The 18,257-nt window shown below is 72.0% G+C and carries 18 protein-coding genes and 1 pseudogene; 14 read left to right on the top strand and 5 right to left on the bottom strand.

Translation table 11 applies throughout. The annotated features are described in order from the left end of the window. Positions 1 to 406 precede the first annotated feature (406 nt). Positions 407 to 1,438: a TRM11 family SAM-dependent methyltransferase gene (locus ACIOD2_RS34615; protein WP_400547812.1), complete on the bottom strand. Its 1,032-nt coding sequence runs from the start codon at positions 1,436 to 1,438 to the stop codon at positions 407 to 409. Between the two features lie 25 nt (positions 1,439 to 1,463). On the opposite strand from ACIOD2_RS34615, the gene ACIOD2_RS34620 reads away from it, so the two are divergent. After that, positions 1,464 to 2,453: a bifunctional oligoribonuclease/PAP phosphatase NrnA gene (locus ACIOD2_RS34620; protein WP_400547815.1), complete on the top strand. Its 990-nt coding sequence runs from the start codon at positions 1,464 to 1,466 to the stop codon at positions 2,451 to 2,453. Between the two features lie 78 nt (positions 2,454 to 2,531). Further along, positions 2,532 to 3,851, top strand: coding sequence for an MATE family efflux transporter (locus ACIOD2_RS34625; RefSeq protein WP_400548901.1), 1,320 nt, complete (start codon positions 2,532 to 2,534; stop codon positions 3,849 to 3,851). A gap of 35 nt (positions 3,852 to 3,886) precedes the next feature. Here ACIOD2_RS34625 and ACIOD2_RS34630 read toward each other — a convergent pair whose 3' ends face one another. Beyond that, positions 3,887 to 4,690 carry an SDR family oxidoreductase gene (locus ACIOD2_RS34630; protein ID WP_400547818.1) on the bottom strand — a complete coding sequence of 268 codons (804 nt, stop codon included), beginning with the start codon at positions 4,688 to 4,690 and terminating at the stop codon, positions 3,887 to 3,889. 163 nt (positions 4,691 to 4,853) lie between these two features. Here ACIOD2_RS34630 and ACIOD2_RS34635 point away from each other — a divergent pair, with 163 nt between their 5' ends. Continuing rightward, positions 4,854 to 6,179 (top strand): nitrate/nitrite transporter, encoded by a 1,326-nt coding sequence (locus ACIOD2_RS34635; protein WP_400547821.1) that lies wholly within the window; start codon positions 4,854 to 4,856, stop codon positions 6,177 to 6,179. Here the strand turns inward: ACIOD2_RS34635 and ACIOD2_RS34640 are convergent. After that, entirely contained in the window at positions 6,150 to 6,647 is a 498-nt protein-coding gene (locus ACIOD2_RS34640) for a GNAT family N-acetyltransferase (protein WP_400547824.1), read from the bottom strand. The genes ACIOD2_RS34635 and ACIOD2_RS34640 overlap by 30 nt on opposite strands. A gap of 123 nt (positions 6,648 to 6,770) precedes the next feature. Between ACIOD2_RS34640 and truB the strand changes: the two genes are divergently transcribed. The 10 genes from truB (at position 6,771) to ACIOD2_RS34690 (ending at position 16,096) form a co-directional block, all read left to right on the top strand. Continuing rightward, positions 6,771 to 7,676: a tRNA pseudouridine(55) synthase TruB gene (gene truB, locus ACIOD2_RS34645; RefSeq protein WP_400547827.1), complete on the top strand. Its 906-nt coding sequence runs from the start codon at positions 6,771 to 6,773 to the stop codon at positions 7,674 to 7,676. A gap of 29 nt (positions 7,677 to 7,705) precedes the next feature. Beyond that, the gene (locus tag ACIOD2_RS34650) at positions 7,706 to 8,668 is read left to right on the top strand and encodes a bifunctional riboflavin kinase/FAD synthetase (protein WP_400547830.1); all 963 of its coding nucleotides are present in this window, start codon (positions 7,706 to 7,708) and stop codon (positions 8,666 to 8,668) included. 120 nt (positions 8,669 to 8,788) lie between these two features. Next, positions 8,789 to 9,262, top strand: a complete 474-nt coding sequence (locus tag ACIOD2_RS34655) for a helix-turn-helix transcriptional regulator (protein WP_323331462.1) — start codon at positions 8,789 to 8,791, stop codon at positions 9,260 to 9,262. After that, complete coding sequence (locus ACIOD2_RS34660; RefSeq protein WP_400547833.1) at positions 9,262 to 9,765, top strand: 2'-5' RNA ligase family protein; 504 nt, start codon at positions 9,262 to 9,264, stop codon at positions 9,763 to 9,765. The genes ACIOD2_RS34655 and ACIOD2_RS34660 overlap by 1 nt, the downstream gene beginning before the upstream one ends. 145 nt (positions 9,766 to 9,910) lie before the next feature. Further along, complete coding sequence (gene rpsO / locus ACIOD2_RS34665; protein WP_003084034.1) at positions 9,911 to 10,180, top strand: 30S ribosomal protein S15; 270 nt, start codon at positions 9,911 to 9,913, stop codon at positions 10,178 to 10,180. Between the two features lie 231 nt (positions 10,181 to 10,411). Continuing rightward, positions 10,412 to 12,658: a polyribonucleotide nucleotidyltransferase gene (locus tag ACIOD2_RS34670; RefSeq protein WP_400547839.1), complete on the top strand. Its 2,247-nt coding sequence runs from the start codon at positions 10,412 to 10,414 to the stop codon at positions 12,656 to 12,658. A 97-nt stretch (positions 12,659 to 12,755) separates the two neighbouring features. After that, entirely contained in the window at positions 12,756 to 14,120 is a 1,365-nt protein-coding gene (locus ACIOD2_RS34675) for a M16 family metallopeptidase (protein WP_400547842.1), read from the top strand. Continuing rightward, complete coding sequence (dapB, locus tag ACIOD2_RS34680; RefSeq protein WP_400547845.1) at positions 14,117 to 14,857, top strand: 4-hydroxy-tetrahydrodipicolinate reductase; 741 nt, start codon at positions 14,117 to 14,119, stop codon at positions 14,855 to 14,857. The genes ACIOD2_RS34675 and dapB overlap by 4 nt, the downstream gene beginning before the upstream one ends. Continuing rightward, positions 14,854 to 15,300: a tetratricopeptide repeat protein gene (locus tag ACIOD2_RS34685; RefSeq protein WP_323331457.1), complete on the top strand. Its 447-nt coding sequence runs from the start codon at positions 14,854 to 14,856 to the stop codon at positions 15,298 to 15,300. The genes dapB and ACIOD2_RS34685 overlap by 4 nt, the downstream gene beginning before the upstream one ends. Positions 15,301 to 15,319: 19 nt before the next feature. Continuing rightward, positions 15,320 to 16,096 (top strand): hypothetical protein, encoded by a 777-nt coding sequence (locus ACIOD2_RS34690; RefSeq protein ID WP_400547849.1) that lies wholly within the window; start codon positions 15,320 to 15,322, stop codon positions 16,094 to 16,096. Positions 16,097 to 16,533: 437 nt separating this feature from the next. Here ACIOD2_RS34690 and ACIOD2_RS34695 read toward each other — a convergent pair whose 3' ends face one another. Further along, a complete protein-coding gene (locus ACIOD2_RS34695; protein WP_400547852.1) occupies positions 16,534 to 17,052 on the bottom strand; it encodes a hypothetical protein in 519 nt (172 codons plus the stop codon). On the opposite strand from ACIOD2_RS34695, the pseudogene ACIOD2_RS34700 reads away from it, so the two are divergent. Further along, positions 17,006 to 17,647 (top strand): annotated as a pseudogene (locus ACIOD2_RS34700) (GtrA family protein); the annotation flags it as partial. The gene ACIOD2_RS34695 and the pseudogene ACIOD2_RS34700 overlap by 47 nt on opposite strands. Positions 17,648 to 17,665: 18 nt before the next feature. Here the strand turns inward: ACIOD2_RS34700 and ACIOD2_RS34705 are convergent. Then, positions 17,666 to 18,223 (bottom strand): GNAT family N-acetyltransferase, encoded by a 558-nt coding sequence (locus tag ACIOD2_RS34705; RefSeq protein ID WP_400547855.1) that lies wholly within the window; start codon positions 18,221 to 18,223, stop codon positions 17,666 to 17,668. Positions 18,224 to 18,257 lie beyond the last annotated feature (34 nt).

Consider the following 18,257-nt stretch of genomic DNA (forward strand, 5'->3'; position numbering starts at 1 on the left):
CCCGCGCGGGCGGAGATGTGCACGGCAGGTTTGGTCGACGGTGGCGGGGAACCTCGGGCGCGCGGTTTGGGGCAGCGGGCGCGTTCCGGGCACGTCGCGGCAGGGGCTTGAGTGCTCGTCGATGGAGTTTCTGGCCGCTCGGTGTCCCGGATCTTCCATCGTCGGCGCGCGGCCGTGGTCCCGGCCCGGAGATTCCCGCGCGGGCGGGGAGGTGCACTGCAGGTGTGGTCGGCGGTGGCGGGGAACCTCGGGCGCGCGGCTTCAGGCAGCGGGCGCGTTCCGGGGGTGTCACGGCAGGGGTTTGAGTGCTCGTCGATGGAGTTTTCTGGCCGCTCGGTGTCCCGAATCCTCCATCGTCGGCGCGCAGCCATGGTCGACGGCGCCGGCCAACCTCAGACCCGCGACCCTAGGAGACGGGCTTCGCCGCCACGACCAGGTCACGCAGGATGGCCTGGTCGACGCGGTGGACGAAGCCGTCGTACGGGCCGCCTTCGCGGACGTCGAGCCCGGCCTTCTGCAGGACCGCGACCAGGTCCTCGCGCGGCAGCACGGTGGTGTTCCACGAGATGCCGAGCGCGCCGCCCGGCTTCAGCACCCGCGTCCACACCGGGATCGCCGCCGCGAGCAGGTCGCGCGGGCTGCGCTGCAGGCCGGCTTCGCGGTGGCTGCCGTGCTGCACGCCGTACGGCGCGTCCGTGACGATCACGTCGGCGGAGTTCGCGCGCAGGATCTCGTCCGTGGTCAGGGTGTCCGCGTTGAAGTACGCGAGCTTGCGGGTTTCGCCCGCCTTGTAGTCCTCTTTGGTGAACGCGTACTCGATGTCGAGGCGGCGCCCGAGCCGCACCTTGTTGCGGCGCAGGAAGCCCGACTCGGCCGTGTGCTTCACGCGCTTGTTCCGCAGCCACGTCTTGATGAACGCCTCGTACGCCTCGAAGTCCTTGGCGTCGACGTCCAGGCCGGTGGCGTGCAGGCCGTACATGATCGCCTGGTTGAGCGTGGTGCCGCGGCCGCAGAGCGGGTCGAGCAGGTAGCGCGGCTTGTCCGAGAGCGGGTCCGCGGTGGCCAGCAGCGTGACGTTCAGCAGGAGCTTGGTGAACGACTCGTTGGTCTTGCCGGCGTACTTCTGGATGGTCAGCAGGTCCGAGTCGGCTTTCGCGAGCGGGGTCACGGTCACCGGGCGCAGGACGTCGCCCTCCAGCCGGAACAGGGCGTACAGCGACGACAGGTTCGACAGCAGCGCGACGTCGCGCTCGCCGAGCGGCGCGGAGGTGGTGAACCGGACGTAACCGACGCCGCCGAGCTCGACGTCCTCGATGCCGGACAGCTCGGCCGCCAGTGCCGTGCCGAACACCGCCAGCTCGGCGCGCAGCAGCGCGGGGGCGGAGGCGGCGTAGACCCGGTTGGCGGACGGGTGGACCAGGATCACGTACTCGGACATCCCGCAGAGCGTAGCGTGACGCACCGTGACCCCTACTTTGGCGCAGGACATCCGCGCCGCGGCCGCGCTGCTGGCCTCGGCCACCGACGTGACGGTGCTCGGGCACGTCCGCCCGGACGCGGACGCGCTGGGCAGCGCGCTCGCCCTCGGCCGGGCCCTGCTCCAGCGGGGTGCGCGGGTGCGCGTCTCGTTCGGCGAGCCGGACGAGGCCCCGGAGACGCTGCGGTGGCTCGACGAGGACGCCCTGCTCACCCACCCGGACGACCTGCCCGAGACCGAGGCGCTGCTCGTCTGCGTCGACACGCCGGTGCCGAAGCGGCTGGGCCGGCTGGCGGGGCGCGTCGAGCTGGCCGGTGACGTGCTGGTGATCGACCACCACGCGACCAACACGTTCTACGGCACCTGCAACGTCGTCGACGAGAGCGCCGAGGCCAGTGCGATCCTGGTGTTCCGCGTCCTCGACGAGCTGGGCGCCGAGCTCGACGAGCCGATCGCGCGCGGGCTGTACGCCGGGATCGTCACCGACACCAGCGGGTTCCGCCGCGCGAGCCCGGAGACCCACCGGATGGCGGCGCGGCTGCTGGCGGCGGGCGTCGACCCGGAGTCGGTGGTGCGGCGGATCGTCGACGAACGGCCGTTCGCCTGGCTGCCGATGCTGTCCTCGGTGCTGGCCGGGGCCGAGCTGGAGCCGGAAGCCGCCCAGGGCAAGGGGTTTGTGCACGCGATCGTCGGCGTCGAGGCTGCGGGCACGGTGCGGGCCGAGGAGGTCGAGTCGGTCGTCGACGTCGTCCGCTCGGTGCGCGAGGCGGCGGTGGCGGCGGTGCTGAAGCAGGACCCGTCGAACCCCGGGCAGTGGCAGATCTCGTTGCGCTCCATCGGGATCGACGTCTCTGCGGTGGCCACGGAGTTCGGCGGCGGCGGGCACCGGCAGGCCGCGGGGTGCACGATCCCGGGCACCGCCGAGGACGTCCTGGCGGGCCTGCGCGAGGCCCTGGAGCGGGCGCCGCTGCTCTAGGACGTCCACAGTGGACTTGGGTCATCGCGTTCCCGCCGGCCGGGATTGTCGGTGGTGGCGGTTAGAGTCCGGTTCGTGGTGAACGTGGAGGAGAACGAGCGGGTCCCGGCCAAGCGTGTCTTGGGTCTGGCGGTGCCGGCGCTGGGCGTGCTGGCCGCCGAGCCGTTGTACGTGCTGGTCGACACGGCGGTGGTCGGCCACCTCGATGCGCTCTCGCTGGCCGGGCTCGCGCTCGGCGGCGTGGTGCTGGCGCAGGTGTCGAGCCAGCTGACGTTCCTGTCGTACGGCACGACGTCGCGCACCGCCCGGCTGCACGGCGCCGGGCGCCGGGCCGACGCGGTCCGCGAGGGCGTCCAGGCGACGTGGCTGGCGGTGTTCGTCGGGCTGGCCGTGCTGGTCGCCGGGCAGCTGCTGGCCTGGCCGATCGCGCGGGTGCTCTCGGGCAGCGACCAGATCGCGGAAGCGGCGGTGTCGTGGGTGCGGATCGCGCTGTTCGGGGCGCCGCTGATCCTGGTCACGATGGCCGGCAACGGCTGGATGCGCGGAGTGCAGGATGCCGCGAAGCCGCTGCGGTACGTGCTGGCGGGCAACGGGATCTCGGCCGTGCTGTGCCCGGTGCTCGTCTACTGGGCCGGGCTCGGCCTGGAGGGCTCGGCGATCGCGAACGTCGTGGCGCAGGTGATCTCGGCGTCGCTGTTCTTCGCGGCGCTGGTCAAGGAGAAGGTCGGCCTGCGGCCGGACTTCAAGGTGATGCGTGCCCAGCTCGGCCTGGGCCGCGACCTGGTGCTGCGCAGTCTCGCGTTCCAGGCGTGCTTCGTCTCGGCGGCGGCCGTCGCGGCCCGGACGTCGACCGAGGCGGTGGGGGCGCACCAGGTGGTGCTGCAGCTGTGGACGTTCCTGGCGCTGGTGCTGGACTCGGTGGCGATCGCGGCGCAGTCCCTGGTCGGCGCCGCGCTCGGCGCGGGCGTGGCCCGGCAGGCGCGCGGGGTCGCCAACCAGATCACCGGGTACGGCCTGCTGATGGGGTGCTTCCTGGGCGTGCTGTTCGCGGCGCTGGCGTGGGTGCTGCCGCACGCGTTCACCTCCGACGCGGGCGTGCTGGCGGAGATCCCGCACGCGTGGTGGTTCTTCGTCGCGCTGCAGCCGATCGCGGGGGTGGTGTTCGCCCTGGACGGCGTGCTGCTCGGCGCGGGTGACGCGGCCTTCCTCCGCAACGCGACCCTCGGCAGCGCGGCCCTGGGTTTCCTGCCGCTGATCTGGGCGTCCCTCGCCTTCGGCTGGGGCCTCACGGGCATCTGGACCGGCCTGTCCCTGTTCATGGTCCTGCGGCTCGTGTTCGTCCTGGTCCGCTGGCGCTCGGGCAACTGGGCGGTCACCGGCGCCATCCGCCCCGCCTAGAGGGTCGGCTCGCGCACCCGGGGAGCCGGTTCGGGTCAGCGGCGGGAGTGGCGGATGCGGCGGTCCACCAGGCGGCGCAGGAAGGGGGCCGCCAGCGGGCCCAACGCCGCCAGCAGGGCCACCGAGCGGTCCGGGTAGACCGCGTAGCGCTCCCGCTCCACCGCGCGGACGATCGCCGTCGCCACCGCCTCGGCCGCCATCGGGCGGATCGTGCCGCTGATCGCCGTCGTCTCGGCCGGCTTGTAGCGGTTCTCCTCGGCCAGCTGGGGCGTGTCGACGTCCGGCGGGTAGACGCAGGCGACGTGCACCCCGGCCGGGTTCAGCTCGTCGCGCAGGGCCTCCATCAGGCCGCGGACCGCGAACTTCGCCGGCGCGTACGCCGTGTACCCGTAGATCCCGAGCACCGCGGCCGCCGACGAGATCGCCACGATCGAGCCCGACCGCCGCCGGACCATCGACGGCGCCACCGCGCGCACCGCGTGCAGCGTGCCGAAGTAGTCGACCTCGACCATCCGCCGGAACACCTCGTCGTCCAGCTCCAGGAACTCGCCGGGACGCGCCTGGCCCGCCGACGTCACCAGGACGTCGCACGGCCCCGCCGAAGCCGTCAAAGAAGCGAAAGCCGCCTCGACCTCGGCCTGGGACGAGACGTCGGCCACGGCCGTCCGGACGTCGGCGCCCCGTGACTTCAGCGACACCGCCGCCTCGCGCAGCCGCTCCGGGTTCCGCGCGATCAGCGACACCGACGCGCCGCGGGCGGCGAGCGCGGCCGCGGTCGCCAGGCCGATCCCGCTGGAGCCGCCGGTGATCACCGCGTGCGCCCCGTGGAGCCCGGTCACGAAACCACCCCCGAACGTGAAAGACATTCAGATAAAACCATGTGGTGAACGCCACCGGGGTAACGGCTAGGTTTCGCCGTTGCTTAGGCGCTACAAGTAGTGGGGACGGCAGCGAGGGCGTCCCGCACCGAAAGCCCCGAACGCCGAACTCCTGGAGGTCCCCGTGCCGCCCGCCACCGGCCGCGCCACCGCCCGGTCCTGGCTCATCTGGTCCGCCGCCGTCACCGTCTACCTCCTCGCGGTGTTCCACCGCACCTCCTTCGGCGTCGCCGGGCTGCAGGCGGCCGAGCGCTTCGGCGTCGGCGCGGCCGCGCTCGGCACGTTCACCGTGCTGCAGGTCGGCGTCTACGCCGCGATGCAGATCCCGACCGGCGTCCTGGTCGACCGCTACGGCCCCCGCCGCGTGCTCACCGTCGCCGTGCTGATCCTCGGGGCCGGCCAGATCCTGCTCGGCGTCGCGCACTCCTACGGCCTGGGCCTGCTCGCCCGCGGGGTACTCGGCCTCGGCGACGCGCTCACCTTCGTCAGCGTGCTGCGCCTGGTCGCGGCCCACTTCCCGGGCCGCCAGTACGCACTGCTGACGTCGTTCACCGCGGCTGTGGGCTACATCGGCAACCTGGCCGCCACCGTCCCGCTGTCCCTCGTGCTCGACAGCGCCGGCTGGACGCCCACCTTCCTCGCGGTCGGCGTGCTGACCGTGCTCTACACCCTCGTCGTGACGCTGCGGGTGCGTGACGTCCCGGCCGGCGTCGAGGTGCCGGCCCGCGAAGCCGTCCGCCCCCGCGAACTGGCGCACCAGGTCGCCGAGGCCTGGCGGACGCCGGGGACGCGCCTGGGGTTCTGGGTGCACTTCAGCACGATGTTCGCGCCGAACGCGCTGACGCTGCTGTGGGGCGTGCCGTGGCTGGTGCAGGGCCAGGGCCAGTCGAAGGCCGCCGCGAGCGCGCTGCTGACCGTGTTCGTCTTCGGCTCGATGGCCGGCGGCCCGCTGCTGGGCGGCCTGATCGGCCGCCGCCCGTCGCTGCGGATGCCGCTGGTCGGCGGGTACATCGGCGGCGCCGCGCTGCTGTGGGCGGTGCTGCTGAGCTGGCCCGGCCAGGTGCCGGTGGCGCTGCTGGTGCCCGCGTTCGCCTTCCTCGCGCTCGGCGGCCCGGCGTCGATGATCGGCTTCGCGCTGGCGCGTGACTACAACCCGCTCAGCCGGGTCGGCACCGCGACGGGCGTGGTCAACGTCGGCGGCTTCGTGGCGACGACGATCGCCGCGCTCGCGGTCGGCGTGCTGCTGCAGTGGACCGGCGGCAGCTTCCGGCTCTCGCTGCTGGCCTTCGTCGCGATCCTGGCGTTCGGCACCTCGCGGATGCTCGTGTGGTGGCGCCGCACCCGGACCCACCTGTTCCTGGCCGAAGCCCGCGGCGAACAGCTGCCGGTCCGGATCACCCGCCGCCGCTGGGACGCCGCGCTACCGGAGACGCCGATCGTGGCCGCCTGACCGGCCGGGCGCCACCACGGCCTGCATGAGGTGCCGGGCCACCGCGAACCCGCGCCGTTCGTAGGCCGGCACGGCCCGTTTCGACGAGTGCACGGTCACGCGCTCGAGCCCGAGGTCCGCGGCCAGCCGCAGGATCCCGTTGATGAGCAGGCCGCCGAGGCCGCCGTCCCGCGCTTCCGGCGAGACGTAGACGCTCTGCACGTCGCCGGCGGCCCGGGTGAACGCCGTCGGCGTCGGCACGCGCGCGGTGATCGCGAGGAACGCCATCCCGAGCACCCGGCCCTCGCGCACCACGACCAGGCACCGGTGGGTGGCCGCGTTCGCCAGCGCCCACGCGGCGAACTCCCGCACGAACTCCGCGCGCCCGGCACCGGGCAGGCCGTCGCGCTCTGCCACCCACCGCCATCTCAGCCCGGCGACGGCTTCGAGGTCGGCGGGACGGGCGGGCCGGACTTCGATCTTCGCCACGCCTTCATCCTGGCCCGCCGCCGCGCCGCCGCTCAAGCACCCGGCCGCCATACCCGAAGGCGCCGATCGCGCGGCCGAACGCACCCGATCGGCCGACGACCGGCGGCCGCTAGGGTTTGCCGCGTGTCGAGCCCCAAACCGCCCCGCCGTCCCGCCCCGCCGCCCGGTCTCGTGATCGTCGACAAGCCCGCCGGGATGACGTCGCACGACGTCGTCGCCCGCGCCCGCCGCATCATGGGCACCCGCAAGGTCGGGCACGCCGGCACGCTCGACCCGATGGCGACCGGTGTGCTGGTGCTCGGCATCGAGCGCGCGACCAAGCTGCTCGGCCACCTGGCGCTCGACCGCAAGACCTACCTGGCCACGCTGAGCCTCGGCAGCAGCACCACGACCGACGACGCCGAGGGCGAGGTCCTCTCCAGCGCGGACACGAAGGCCGTGGAAGACGACGAGATCGCCCGCGGCATCGCGAAGCTGACCGGCGACATCCAGCAGGTGCCCAGCGCGGTCAGCGCCGTCAAGATCGACGGCAAGCGCGCCTACGCCCGGGTCCGCGCGGGGGAGGACGTCGTCATCCCGCCGCGCCCGGTCACCGTGTACCGCTTCGACGTCCTGGGCATCCGCCACGAGGACGACCACGTCGAGGTCGACGCCGTCGTCGAGTGCTCCTCCGGCACCTACGTCCGCGCGCTGGCCCGCGACCTGGGCGCCGACCTCGGTGTCGGGGGCCACCTGCAGGCCCTCCGCCGCACCACGGTCGGCCCGTTCACGCTGGCGAAGGCGAAGACCCTCGACCTGCTCGAGGAGACCCCCGAACTGAGCCTGGACCTCGACGCCGCCGTCGCCGCCGCCTTCCCGCGGCGCGACCTCGACGCCGCCACGGCCAAGGCGGTCCGCCACGGCCAGCGCATCCCGGCGGCCGGGCTCGAGGGCACCTACGGCCTCTTCGGACCGGACGGCCGGGTGCTCGCGCTGGCGGCCGATGAACAAGGCGTGTCCAAAGCGGTGGTCGTGCTGCTGCCCGCCTAGGGTGGGGTGCGAGAAGACGGGAGTGTGACGTGCTGCGGTGGCGTGGGCTGGGGGACCTTCCCGGCGGCTGGGGACGGTGCGTGGTCACCATCGGCGTGTTCGACGGGGTGCACCGCGGGCACCAGGAGCTGATCAACCGGACCGTGGCCGCGGCCGCCGAGCGCGGCCTGCCGGGCGTGGTACTGACGTTCGACCCGCACCCGTCTGAGGTGCTGCGCCCGGGGAGCCACCCGGCGCAGCTGACCACGTTGCGGCGCAAGGCGGAGCTCGTCGAGGGCCTCGGTGTCGACGTCTTCTGCGTGCTGCCGTTCACCCTCGAGCTGTCCCGGCTGCAGCCGGAGGAGTTCGTGCACGAGGTGCTTGTCGACCGGCTGCACGCGGCCGCGGTGATCGTCGGTGACAACTTCACCTTCGGTGCCAAGGCCGCCGGCACGGTCGAGCTGCTGCGCACCCTCGGCCGCCGCTTCGGCTTCGCCGCCTACGGCGCCGAGCTGCAGGGCAAGGAACTGTCCGAAGAGGACCAGTCGGCCATCACGTTCTCCAGCACGTACGTCCGCTCGTGCATCGACGCCGGCGACGTCGTGGCCGCCGCCGAGGCGCTCGGGCGCCCGCACCGGCTCGAAGGCATCGTCGTCCGCGGCGACGGCCGCGGCCACGAGCTCGGCTACCCGACGGCCAACCTGTCGACCCCGCGCTTCGCCGCCGTCCCGGCCGACGGCGTCTACAGTGCCTGGTTCACCCGCTCGGCGGACCCGTCGCGCCGGCTGCGCGCCGCGGTCTCGGTGGGCACCAACCCGACGTTCTCCGGCCGCGAGCGGACCGTCGAGGCCTTCGTCCTCGACGTCGACGAGGACTTCTACGGCCAGCACGTGGCGATCGACTTCGTCAGCAGGCTGCGCGACCAGGTGCGGTTCGCCGACTCCGCGGGGCTGGTCGCCCAGATCGACGAGGACGTCGTGGCCACGCGCACTGCCCTTCCGGACACGCCGTAGCGCTCGACCGGGGCGGAATCGGTGATTTCGCGTTCACGGAGGTGACCGTGATGGCAAGATGCTCACGTACGGTGTGCGCGCGGACTGTGCGGGCGAAGCGGGTTTAGGGGAGCGGAACTGGTGGAGGACCACAAGATCGTCCAGCGGAACATCGCGCTGCAGCGGGAGTGGTACGGGGAGCCGCTCGGCGACCGCGTGCGCCGGCTCGTCGTCGCCTTCGATGTCTCGCAGGCGTTCCTGGCCGAGGTTCTCGGGATCAGCGCCCCCATGCTCAGCCAGGTGATGAGCGGGCGGCGGGCGAAGATCGGCAACCCGGTCGTGCTGGCCAGGATGATCATGCTCGAACGCAAGATCCTGGTCCCCGAGGTCGCCGCGGGCAACCGCGACGCGATGCTGGCCGCGATGGAGGACGTCCGCGACGCCCGCCCGACCGTCGGCCGCGACAACATCCCGCTGGGCAACGACGACCAGTCCGTCCTCGCCTACCTGCGCGACCTGGCCGAGGACGAGGACCTGGGCGAGGCCGCCAAGCGCCTCGACGACGACTTCCCGGCCATCGCCGACCTGCTCCGCCGGGCCGGTCACGGCGGCTGATGACGGCCCTGTTCAGCGCGCTGCTGCCGCCGGACGACGTCGTCGAAGCGGTCGCGGAGGCGCTCGGGGACACCGGCGACGGCCTGGCCTGGGAGCCGCCGGAGCGGTGGCACGTCACCCTCGCCTACTACGGCCCCGACGACCTCGGCACGCGAGCGGCCTGGCTGGCCGGGCGGCTCGCCGGCCGCCGCGCGGTGGACGTCCGGCTGGAAAAGGCCGCGACCTTTCCCGGGGTGCTGTGGTTGACTGTCGCCGGACCGGAGCTGACGCCGCTCGCGCACGCCGCGGGCGCCGGCGCCGATACGAGACCGTATGTGGCCCACCTCACGCTGGCGCGGTTCCCCCGGGAAGAACCGGAGCTCGTGCGGCGTTGGACAGCGCAGCTGGCCGGCTTCACGAGCCGGCGCTGGCAGGCCGCCGAGGTGGCGCTCATGACGAGTGAGCGCGAGCCGGGCGGGACCCGCTACCGGGTGGCTCGCTCGTTCGGGCTGGACCGCGCCTGAAGGCCCTGCTCAGGGGCACAGTCGCGGCGGCTGGTAACGTCAATGACCGGGTCCGGCTGCAGTCCGTGGCGGCCGTGACCGACTTCCCGGCGTTCATTCCGCGTCCGGGGCCGCACGGCACTGATCATTTCGAGGAGTAACACAAGTGGCGCTGTCCACCGAAGAGAAGAAGTCGATCCTGGCCGAGTACGGCGTGCACGACTCGGACACGGGATCCCCCGAGGCCCAGGTCGCGCTGCTGACCAAGCGGATCGTCGGCCTCACCGAGCACCTCAAGGCTCACAAGCACGACCACCACTCGCGTCGCGGGCTCCTGCTGCTGGTCGGCCGTCGCCGCCGGCTGCTGAACTACGTGATGAAGGTGGACATCGAGCGTTACCGTGCGCTGATCCAGCGCCTCGGCCTGCGCCGATAGCTGTTGCCCGAAGGGGAGTGACCGCCGGTCGCTCCCCTTCGGTCCAGCAGGAGAAAGAAACGGCGCGAGCGCGCCCGGGGAACCGTCCGCCGGTCCTCGGTAGTGGCTTCCGGGAAGAGTCCCGGGGGCTTCGATCGAAGACCGGCATCACTCCTCGAGCGTCCTCAGGCGAAACGGGTCCCAGGGTGGGAGACTCGCGCCGTACGAAGGAACCAAAGAGGAGAAGCATTTATGACCGACTCCACCGGAGTCACCGTGCACGAAGCAGAAGCCGTGATCGACAACGGCCGCTTCGGCACCCGCACCGTCCGCTTCGAGACGGGCCGCCTGGCCAAGCAGGCCGCCGGCGCCGTCGTCGCGTACCTCGACGAAGAGACGATGCTGCTCTCGGCGACGACCGCGTCGAAGCACCCGAAGGACCACTTCGACTTCTTCCCCCTGACGGTGGACGTCGAGGAGCGCATGTACGCGGCCGGCCGCATCCCCGGCGCGTTCTTCCGCCGCGAGGGCCGCCCCTCGACCGACGCGATCCTGACCTGCCGCCTGATCGACCGGCCGCTGCGCCCGTCGTTCACCGACGGTCTGCGCAACGAGATCCAGGTCGTCATCACCGTCCAGAGCCTCAACCCGGACGACCCGTACGACGTGCTGGCCATCAACGCCGCCTCGGCGTCGACCCAGATCGCCGGCCTGCCGTTCTCGGGCCCGGTCGGCGGCGTCCGCGTCGCGCTGATCGAGGACCAGTGGGTCGCGTTCCCGACCTGGTCGCAGCTCGCCAAGGCCACCTTCAACATGGTCGTGGCCGGCCGCATCGTCGGTGATGACGTCGCGATCATGATGGTCGAGGCCGAGGGCACCGAGAACACGCTCGACCTGATCGCCGACGGCGGCAAGGCGCCGGACGAGGTCTCGGTCGCCGAGGGCCTCGAGGCCTCCAAGCCGTTCATCAAGGTGCTGTGCGAAGCCCAGCAGAAGCTGGCCGACGTCGCCGCCAAGCCGACCGGCGAGTTCCCGGTCTTCCTGGCCTACGAGCAGGACGCCTTCGACGCCGTCGCCGCGATCGCGACCGACGACCTGGCGAACGCGCTGCAGATCGCCGGCAAGCAGGACCGCGACAGCGCGACCGACCAGGTCAAGGCCGCCGTCCTGGAGAAGGTCGGCATCGGCGAGGGCGAAGCCTTCGAGGGCCGCGAGAAGGAGATCGGCGCCGCGTTCAAGGCGCTGTCCAAGAAGGTCATGCGCAAGCGCGTCCTCACGGACAAGATCCGCATGGACGGCCGTGGCCTGACCGACATCCGGTCGCTCTCGGCCGAGGTCGCCGTGATCCCGCGGGCGCACGGCTCGGCGCTGTTCGAGCGCGGCGAGACCCAGATCCTGGGTGTCACCACGCTGAACATGCTTCGCCTGGAGCAGCAGATCGACTCGCTGTCCCCGGAGACGCACAAGCGCTACATGCACCACTACAACTTCCCGCCGTTCTCCACCGGCGAGACCGGCCGCGTCGGTTCGCCGAAGCGGCGCGAGATCGGCCACGGCATGCTCGCCGAGCGCGCCCTCGTGCCGGTGCTGCCGAAGCGTGACGAGTTCCCGTACGCGATCCGCCAGGTCTCCGAGGCGCTGGGCTCCAACGGCTCGACCTCGATGGGCTCGGTCTGCGCGTCCACCATGGGCCTGTACAACGCCGGCGTGCCGCTGAAGGCGCCGGTCGCGGGCATCGCGATGGGCCTCATCTCCGACGAGGTCGATGGCGAGACGCGCTACGTCGCGCTGACCGACATCCTCGGTGCCGAGGACGCCATGGGCGACATGGACTTCAAGGTCGCCGGCACCAAGGACATCATCACCGCCCTGCAGCTGGACACGAAGCTCGACGGCATCCCCTCCGAGGTGCTCGCCGCCGCGCTGAAGCAGGCGAAGGACGCCCGGCTCACCATCCTGGAGGTCATCGCCGAGGCGATCGACGGCCCGGACGCCATGAGCCCGTACTCGCCGCGCGTCACCAGCGTGAAGATCCCGGTGGACAAGATCGGCGAGGTCATCGGCCCGAAGGGCAAAATGATCAACTCGATCACCGAGCAGACCGGTGCCGACATCTCCATCGAGGACGACGGCACGATCTACGTGGGCGCGGCCGACGGCCCGTCGGCGGAGGCGGCGATCGACCTGATCAACGCCATCGCCAACCCGCAGCTGCCCAAGGTCGGGGAGCGCTTCCTCGGCACCGTGGTGAAGACGGCCGCGTTCGGCGCGTTCGTCTCGCTGCTGCCGGGCAAGGACGGCCTGGTGCACATCTCCAAGCTGGGCAACGGCAAGCGGATCGCCAAGGTCGAGGACGTCGTCAACGTGGGCGACAAGCTCCGCGTCGAGATCGCCGACATCGACAACCGCGGCAAGATCAGCCTGATCGTCGTCAAGGAGGACGAGGCCCCCGCCGAGGGTGCCCCGGCCGACGCCGACGCCGAGAAGGCCGACGCCTAGTACGACCGCATTGCGCGAGCTACCTGTCCGTGAAGGCCACATTGAGGGACTCTGAGTCCCTCGATGTGGCCTTCACGGCTAGTTGAGTAAGGAACCCATGGCACGGCAGGTTTCCGGGCACGAGCAGCCCGTCGGCACCACCCGCACGCTGGAGTCCACTTCGGACGGTGCGGTCGTCAAGCGCAGTGTCCTCGCCGGTGGCCTGCGCGTGATCACCGAGCACGTGCCGGCGTCCCGTTCGGCGACGGTCGGGCTGTGGGTCGGCATCGGCTCCCGTGACGAGCCGGACGCCGTCGCCGGCGCCGCGCACTACCTCGAGCACCTGCTGTTCAAGGGAACCAAGCACCGCGACGCGAAGACGATCGCCGAGGAGATCGACGCGGTCGGCGGCGAGTTCAACGCCTTCACCGCGAAGGAGCACACCTGCTACTACGCGCAGGTGCTCGACGCGGACCTCCCGCTCGCCGTGGACCTGGTCACCGACGTCGTGTTCGAGGCGCTCTGCACCGACCGCGACATGGACATGGAACGCAGCGTCGTCCTCGAAGAGATCTCGATGCGCGACGACGACCCCGAGGACCTGCTGCACGAGACGTTCGTCAACGCGATCCTCGGTGAGCACCCGCTCGGCCGCCCGGTGCTCGGCACCGAGAAGTCGATCATCGGCATGTCGCCGACGGCGTTGCGCGGGTTCTACAAGCGCCGCTACACGCTGCCGCGGATGGTGCTGGCCGTGGCCGGCAACGTCGACCACAGCCAGGTGCTCCGCCTGGTGCGCAAGGCGTTGAAGGAGCGGCTGACCGGCACCGCGACGCCGGTCGCACCCCGTGAGGGCCGCGCGCGGATCAAGACCCCGCCGAAGCTCGCGCTGCACACCGACGACACCGAGCAGGCGCACGTCATGCTCGGCCTGCGGTCGCTGTCGCGCCACGACGACCGCCGCTTCGCGCTGTCGGTGCTCAACGCGGCACTCGGCGGCGGCATGAGCTCGCGGCTGTTCCAGGAGATCCGCGAGGAGCGCGGCCTGGCGTACCAGGTGTATTCGTCCGTCGCGAGCTACGCCGACACCGGCCACATGTCCGTGTACGCGGGCTGCCAGCCGGAGAAGCTCGGCGACGTCGCGGGCGTGATCCGCGAGGTGCTCGACAAGGTCGGCGTCGACGGCCTGACCGAGGCCGAGGTGGCCCGCGCGAAGGGCCAGCTGCGCGGCGGGATCGTGCTGGGCCTGGAGGACACGTCGTCGCGGATGTCGCGGATCGGCAAGAACGAGCTCAACTACGCCCACTACCTGGGCGTCGACGACACGATCGCCCGCATCGACGCCGTCACCACCGAAGAGGTGTGTGCGCTCGCTCGCACTTTGTTCGCGCGGCCGGGCGGGGTCTCGGCGGCGGCGGTCGTCGGGCCGTACGCTCACGCCGACGACCTTCCGGACGACCTGCACGAGGTGATCGCTTCATGACCGTCAACGTCGGTGTGCTCGGTGCGCGCGGCCGGATGGGCGCGACGGTGGTGAAGGCCGTCGAAGGCGCCGGCGACATGAAGGTCGTCGCCGCGCTGGACGTGGGTGACGACTTCGCGGCACTGGCCGAGGCCGAGGTCGTCGTCGACTTCACCCACCCCGACGCCGTGATGGACAACCTGAAGTACCTGGTGGCGCACGACATCCACGCGGTCGTCGGCACCACCGGCTTCAGCGAGGAGCGGCTCGCCGAGCTGCGCGGCTTGCTCGAACCGAAGCCGTCGCTCGGGGTGCTGATCGCGCCGAACTTCGCGCTCGGGGCGGTGCTGGCCATGCGCTTCGCTGCGCAGGCGGCCAAGTTCTACGCCTCGGCCGAGATCATCGAGCTGCACCACAACCGCAAGGCCGACGCCCCTTCGGGCACCGCCGCGCACACCGCCCGGATGATCGCCGCGGCGCGCGCGGAAGCGGGCGTGGAGCCGGGTCCCGACGCCACGACGTCCGAACTGGACGGTGCCCGCGGCGCTTCGGTCGAGGACGTCCGGGTGCACTCGGTCCGGCTGCCCGGGCTCGTCGCGCACGAGGAGATCCTGTTCGGCGGCGAGGGGGAGACCCTGACCATCCGCCACGACTCGCTCGACCGGACGTCGTTCATGCCGGGTGTGCTGCTCGGCGTGCGCACGGTGCTGACGCGCCCCGGCCTGACGGTCGGCCTGGAGAACGTGCTCGACCTGTGAAGGCCCGCAACGTCGCGCTGCTGATGACGGCGGCGCTGGTCGTCTACCTGGTGCTGCTCGCGGACCGGGCGTTCGCGCTGTTCGCGTCCGGCACCGGGGCGGGCATCGCGCTCGGGATCGGCGTGCTGCTGCTGCCGATCCTGGGGATCTGGATCGTCGTCGTCACCTGGCGCAACGGCCTGCAGATCCAGCGGCTGTCCCGCCGGCTGGACAGCGAGGGCCAGCTCCCGGACGTCTCCGACCTGCCGCGCCGCCCGTCGGGCCGCGTCGACCGCGACGCGGCCGACGCCTGGTTCGACCAGCGCCGCGCCGAGGTCCAGGCCGACCAGGAGAACTGGCGCGCCTGGTACAAGCTCGCGTACGCCTACGACATCGCGGGCGACCGGCGCCGGGCCCGCGAGACCATGAAGAAGGCCCTGGAACTGGAAGCCGCCGACCGCTGAGTCCGGCAGACTGGCGTCAGTGACGCTGCTGCTGAAGCTCGTGCTCGCGCCACTGCTGGTCGTCGGGTCGTCCCTGGCCGGGCGCCGCTGGGGCCCGGGGGTGACGGGCCTGCTGGTGGCCCTGCCCGTCGTGGCCGGGCCGATCCTGTTCATCACCTACCTGGAGCAGGGCGCGGCCTTCGCCGCCCGGGCCGCGTCGGCGTCGTTGCTGGGGCTCGTGTCGCTGGCGGTGTTCACCGTGGTCTTCGCGCGGGTGTCGGCGGCGCGCGGGCTGACGCTGACGATCCTGACCGGCTGGGCCGCGTGCCTCGCCGTCGACCTGGCGCTGTCGTTCGTGCCGGTCCCGGCGTGGGTGGCGCTCGGCCTCGCGGTGCTGACTGCGTGGGGCGCGGCGAAGGCCATGCCCCGGGCCCGGGGCGAGGCCCGGCCGGTGGCGCTGCCGTGGTGGGACCTGCTGGCGCGCGCCGCGGCGACGGCGGCCCTGGTGCTGGCCCTGACGGCCGCCGCCGGCCGGCTCGGCCCGGAGATCACCGGGGTGCTGGCACCGTTCCCGATCGGCACGACCGTGGTGGCCGGGTTCGCCCTGGCCCAGGGAGGCCCGGCGGCGGCAGTCGCGACGACGCGGGGCGTGCTGCGCGGGCTCGGCGGGTTCGCGGCGTTCTGCTTCCTGGCCGCGGAGCTGGCCGAGCCGCTCGGCGGTTACGTGTTCCTGGCGGCCGTGGCTGGTGTGTTCGTCGTCCAGGCGGGGATTTCCGTTTGTGGTCGGCGGTGGTTCGGTGTCCCCGATGCTGGCTGAGGTCCTCGATCCGGACGGCGGATGCGGTTAGCGGGTGCCCGTCGGCCGAGGTGCTGGCCGAGCCGCTCGGCGGTTTCGTGTTCTTGGTGGCGGCGGCCGGTGTGTTCGTGGTCCAGGCGGGGATTTCCGCTTACCGTCGCCGGTGGCTCCGCGTCCCCGATGCTCGCTGAGGTGCTCGATCCGGATCCGCGGACGCGGTTAGCGGGTGCCCGTCGGCCGAGCCGCTCGGCGGTTACGCGTTCCTGGTGGCCGCGGCCGGTGTACTCGTGGTCCAGGCGGGGATTTCCGCTTACCGTCGCCGGTGGCTCAGCGTCCCCCATGCTCACTGACGTCCTCGATCGGGATCGGCGGACGCGGTCAGGGTTCCCGGCTTCCCGCGGGCAAGCAAGGAACCATGGCGCGGATCCCGGCAGCGGGCTCCTTCGGCGGTGAACCAGTCAGTGGTGCAGCCAGCCCGCGAAGACCGCGGGCGCGGCGGCGATCAGGCTGAAGCGGATCCAGCGGCCGGTCAGCCCGGCCGTCAGGAACGTCGCCAGGCGCATGCGGACCAGCCCGGCCAGCACGCTCGTCGCCATGAACGGCGGCAGGCCCACCAGCGAGCTCACGCCGTACGTGCCGGCCATCCAGTGCGGGTGGCGGTGGCAGCGCTCGCGCAGGGCGTCCACCCGGGCGCGGATCTTCTTCGTCCGCAGCTCCCAGCGCACCTTGCGCGCGGTCATCGGGCGTTCGCGGTGCAGGCGGTCGTGCAGCGGCTTCGGCAGCTTGATGGTGCCGCGCGCGGCCAGGTAGTAGAGCGTCTTGCCGGCGATCTGCCCGACCGCGACGGCCGCGCCGAGCCACAGCCAGTGCAGGCCCGGGTGGCTCGCGCACAGCCCGATCAGGAACACCTCGGCGTTGATCAGCGGCACGATGGCCGAGCCGAACGCGACGCCCAGCGTCAGCAGGATCCAGCTCATCGTGTCACCTCCTGATGTGCTCCCGGTCTTCCAAGTTATCAGTTCGAAATCTGCGTGCACTGGGGTTGGCCCTACTCTTCGGCCGGTGGCAGGCACCAGAAGATCACCTGCCGGACGGTTTCCGGCCACCTGCCGCTGGAAACCTGGCGGCGTGGCCGCCGAGCAACCTCCTACGCCCGCTGACCGGTTCGGCGCCCTGTGCCGGACCGTCGTGCGGTTTCTTCCCCTGGGTCTGTCGCGGATCGTGGCGCCGACGTTTCTGGGCTTCTGCCTGATCAACGGCTTCACCTTCGGCGTCGACCTGGGGCTGCTGACCGTTTTTCACGGCCTGCTGGGCTGGCCGTTGTGGCTCGGCATCACGCTGGCCTACCTGTGTGCGTTCGCGGTGAGTTTCGTGCTGAACCGGACGTTCAACTTCCATTCCCACGCGGCCGTCGGATTCCAGCTCGTGCTTTACATCGGGGCGATCGCCGTCAATTACGCGGCGTTTCTGCTGGGTGTGGGCGCGGGGCTGACCGCGCTCGGCCTGGAATACCACCTCTCGCGGGTGCTGGCCGGTGCCTGCGAGGGCGTCTTCATGTACTCCGTGATGCGCTGGGTGATCTTCCGGGACTCAGGCGAGGGACAGCGCGAGGGTGCCGGTGAGCCGGACCTCGCGGAGCATGCGTTCGCCGGTGTCGAGGGTGCGGACCGTGCCGTCGGGGTTCCAGCCGGCCCGGCGGTAGAAGCCGAGGGAGGCGTGGTCGCCCTGGGCGACCCAGGCGATACCGCGGGTGGCGCCGTCGGCCCGCAGCCCGGCGGCCGCCGTCGCGAGTAGCCGTCCGGCGTGGCCGCGGCGTCCCCACCGCGGCTCGACGAGCAGGGTGGCGATCAGGCCGGTGGTGCCGGCGTCCTCGGGCAGGGACCCGTCGGCGGCGGCGACCTCCCCTTCGGGGGCACGGCCCGCGACGCAGAACCCGACGGTGTACTCGCCCTCGGTCGCGACGTAGACCAGGCTGCCGGGGTAGTCGATGGTCTCGGCCCAGGTGCCGGGCAGGTCGGTGGCGTCCAGCTCGGCCAGCGCCTGCTTGCCGAGGAGGTCCTCGTAGGCGGCGTGCCAGGTCTCGCGCTGGATGCGGGCGATCTCCGCGGCGTCGGGCAGGTCGGCGGGGCGGACGGCGGCGTCGCTCATGGGCCTGAATCTAGCGGTGCGGTTTTTGTCGGTG

Source organism: Amycolatopsis sp. NPDC088138 (assembly GCF_044741685.1).
Taxonomy (GTDB): Bacteria; Actinomycetota; Actinomycetes; order Mycobacteriales; family Pseudonocardiaceae; genus Amycolatopsis.

Coding starts and splice junctions, on each gene's coding strand:
- ACIOD2_RS34615 (WP_400547812.1), bottom strand. CDS start 1,438: ATGTCCGAGTACGTGATCCTGGTCCACCCGTCCGCCAACCGGGTCTAC.
- ACIOD2_RS34660 (WP_400547833.1), top strand. CDS start 9,262: ATGACGGCCCTGTTCAGCGCGCTGCTGCCGCCGGACGACGTCGTCGAA.
- ACIOD2_RS34670 (WP_400547839.1), top strand. CDS start 10,412: ATGACCGACTCCACCGGAGTCACCGTGCACGAAGCAGAAGCCGTGATC.
- ACIOD2_RS34675 (WP_400547842.1), top strand. CDS start 12,756: ATGGCACGGCAGGTTTCCGGGCACGAGCAGCCCGTCGGCACCACCCGC.
- dapB (WP_400547845.1), top strand. CDS start 14,117: ATGACCGTCAACGTCGGTGTGCTCGGTGCGCGCGGCCGGATGGGCGCG.
- ACIOD2_RS34695 (WP_400547852.1), bottom strand. CDS start 17,052: ATGAGCTGGATCCTGCTGACGCTGGGCGTCGCGTTCGGCTCGGCCATC.
- ACIOD2_RS34705 (WP_400547855.1), bottom strand. CDS start 18,223: ATGAGCGACGCCGCCGTCCGCCCCGCCGACCTGCCCGACGCCGCGGAG.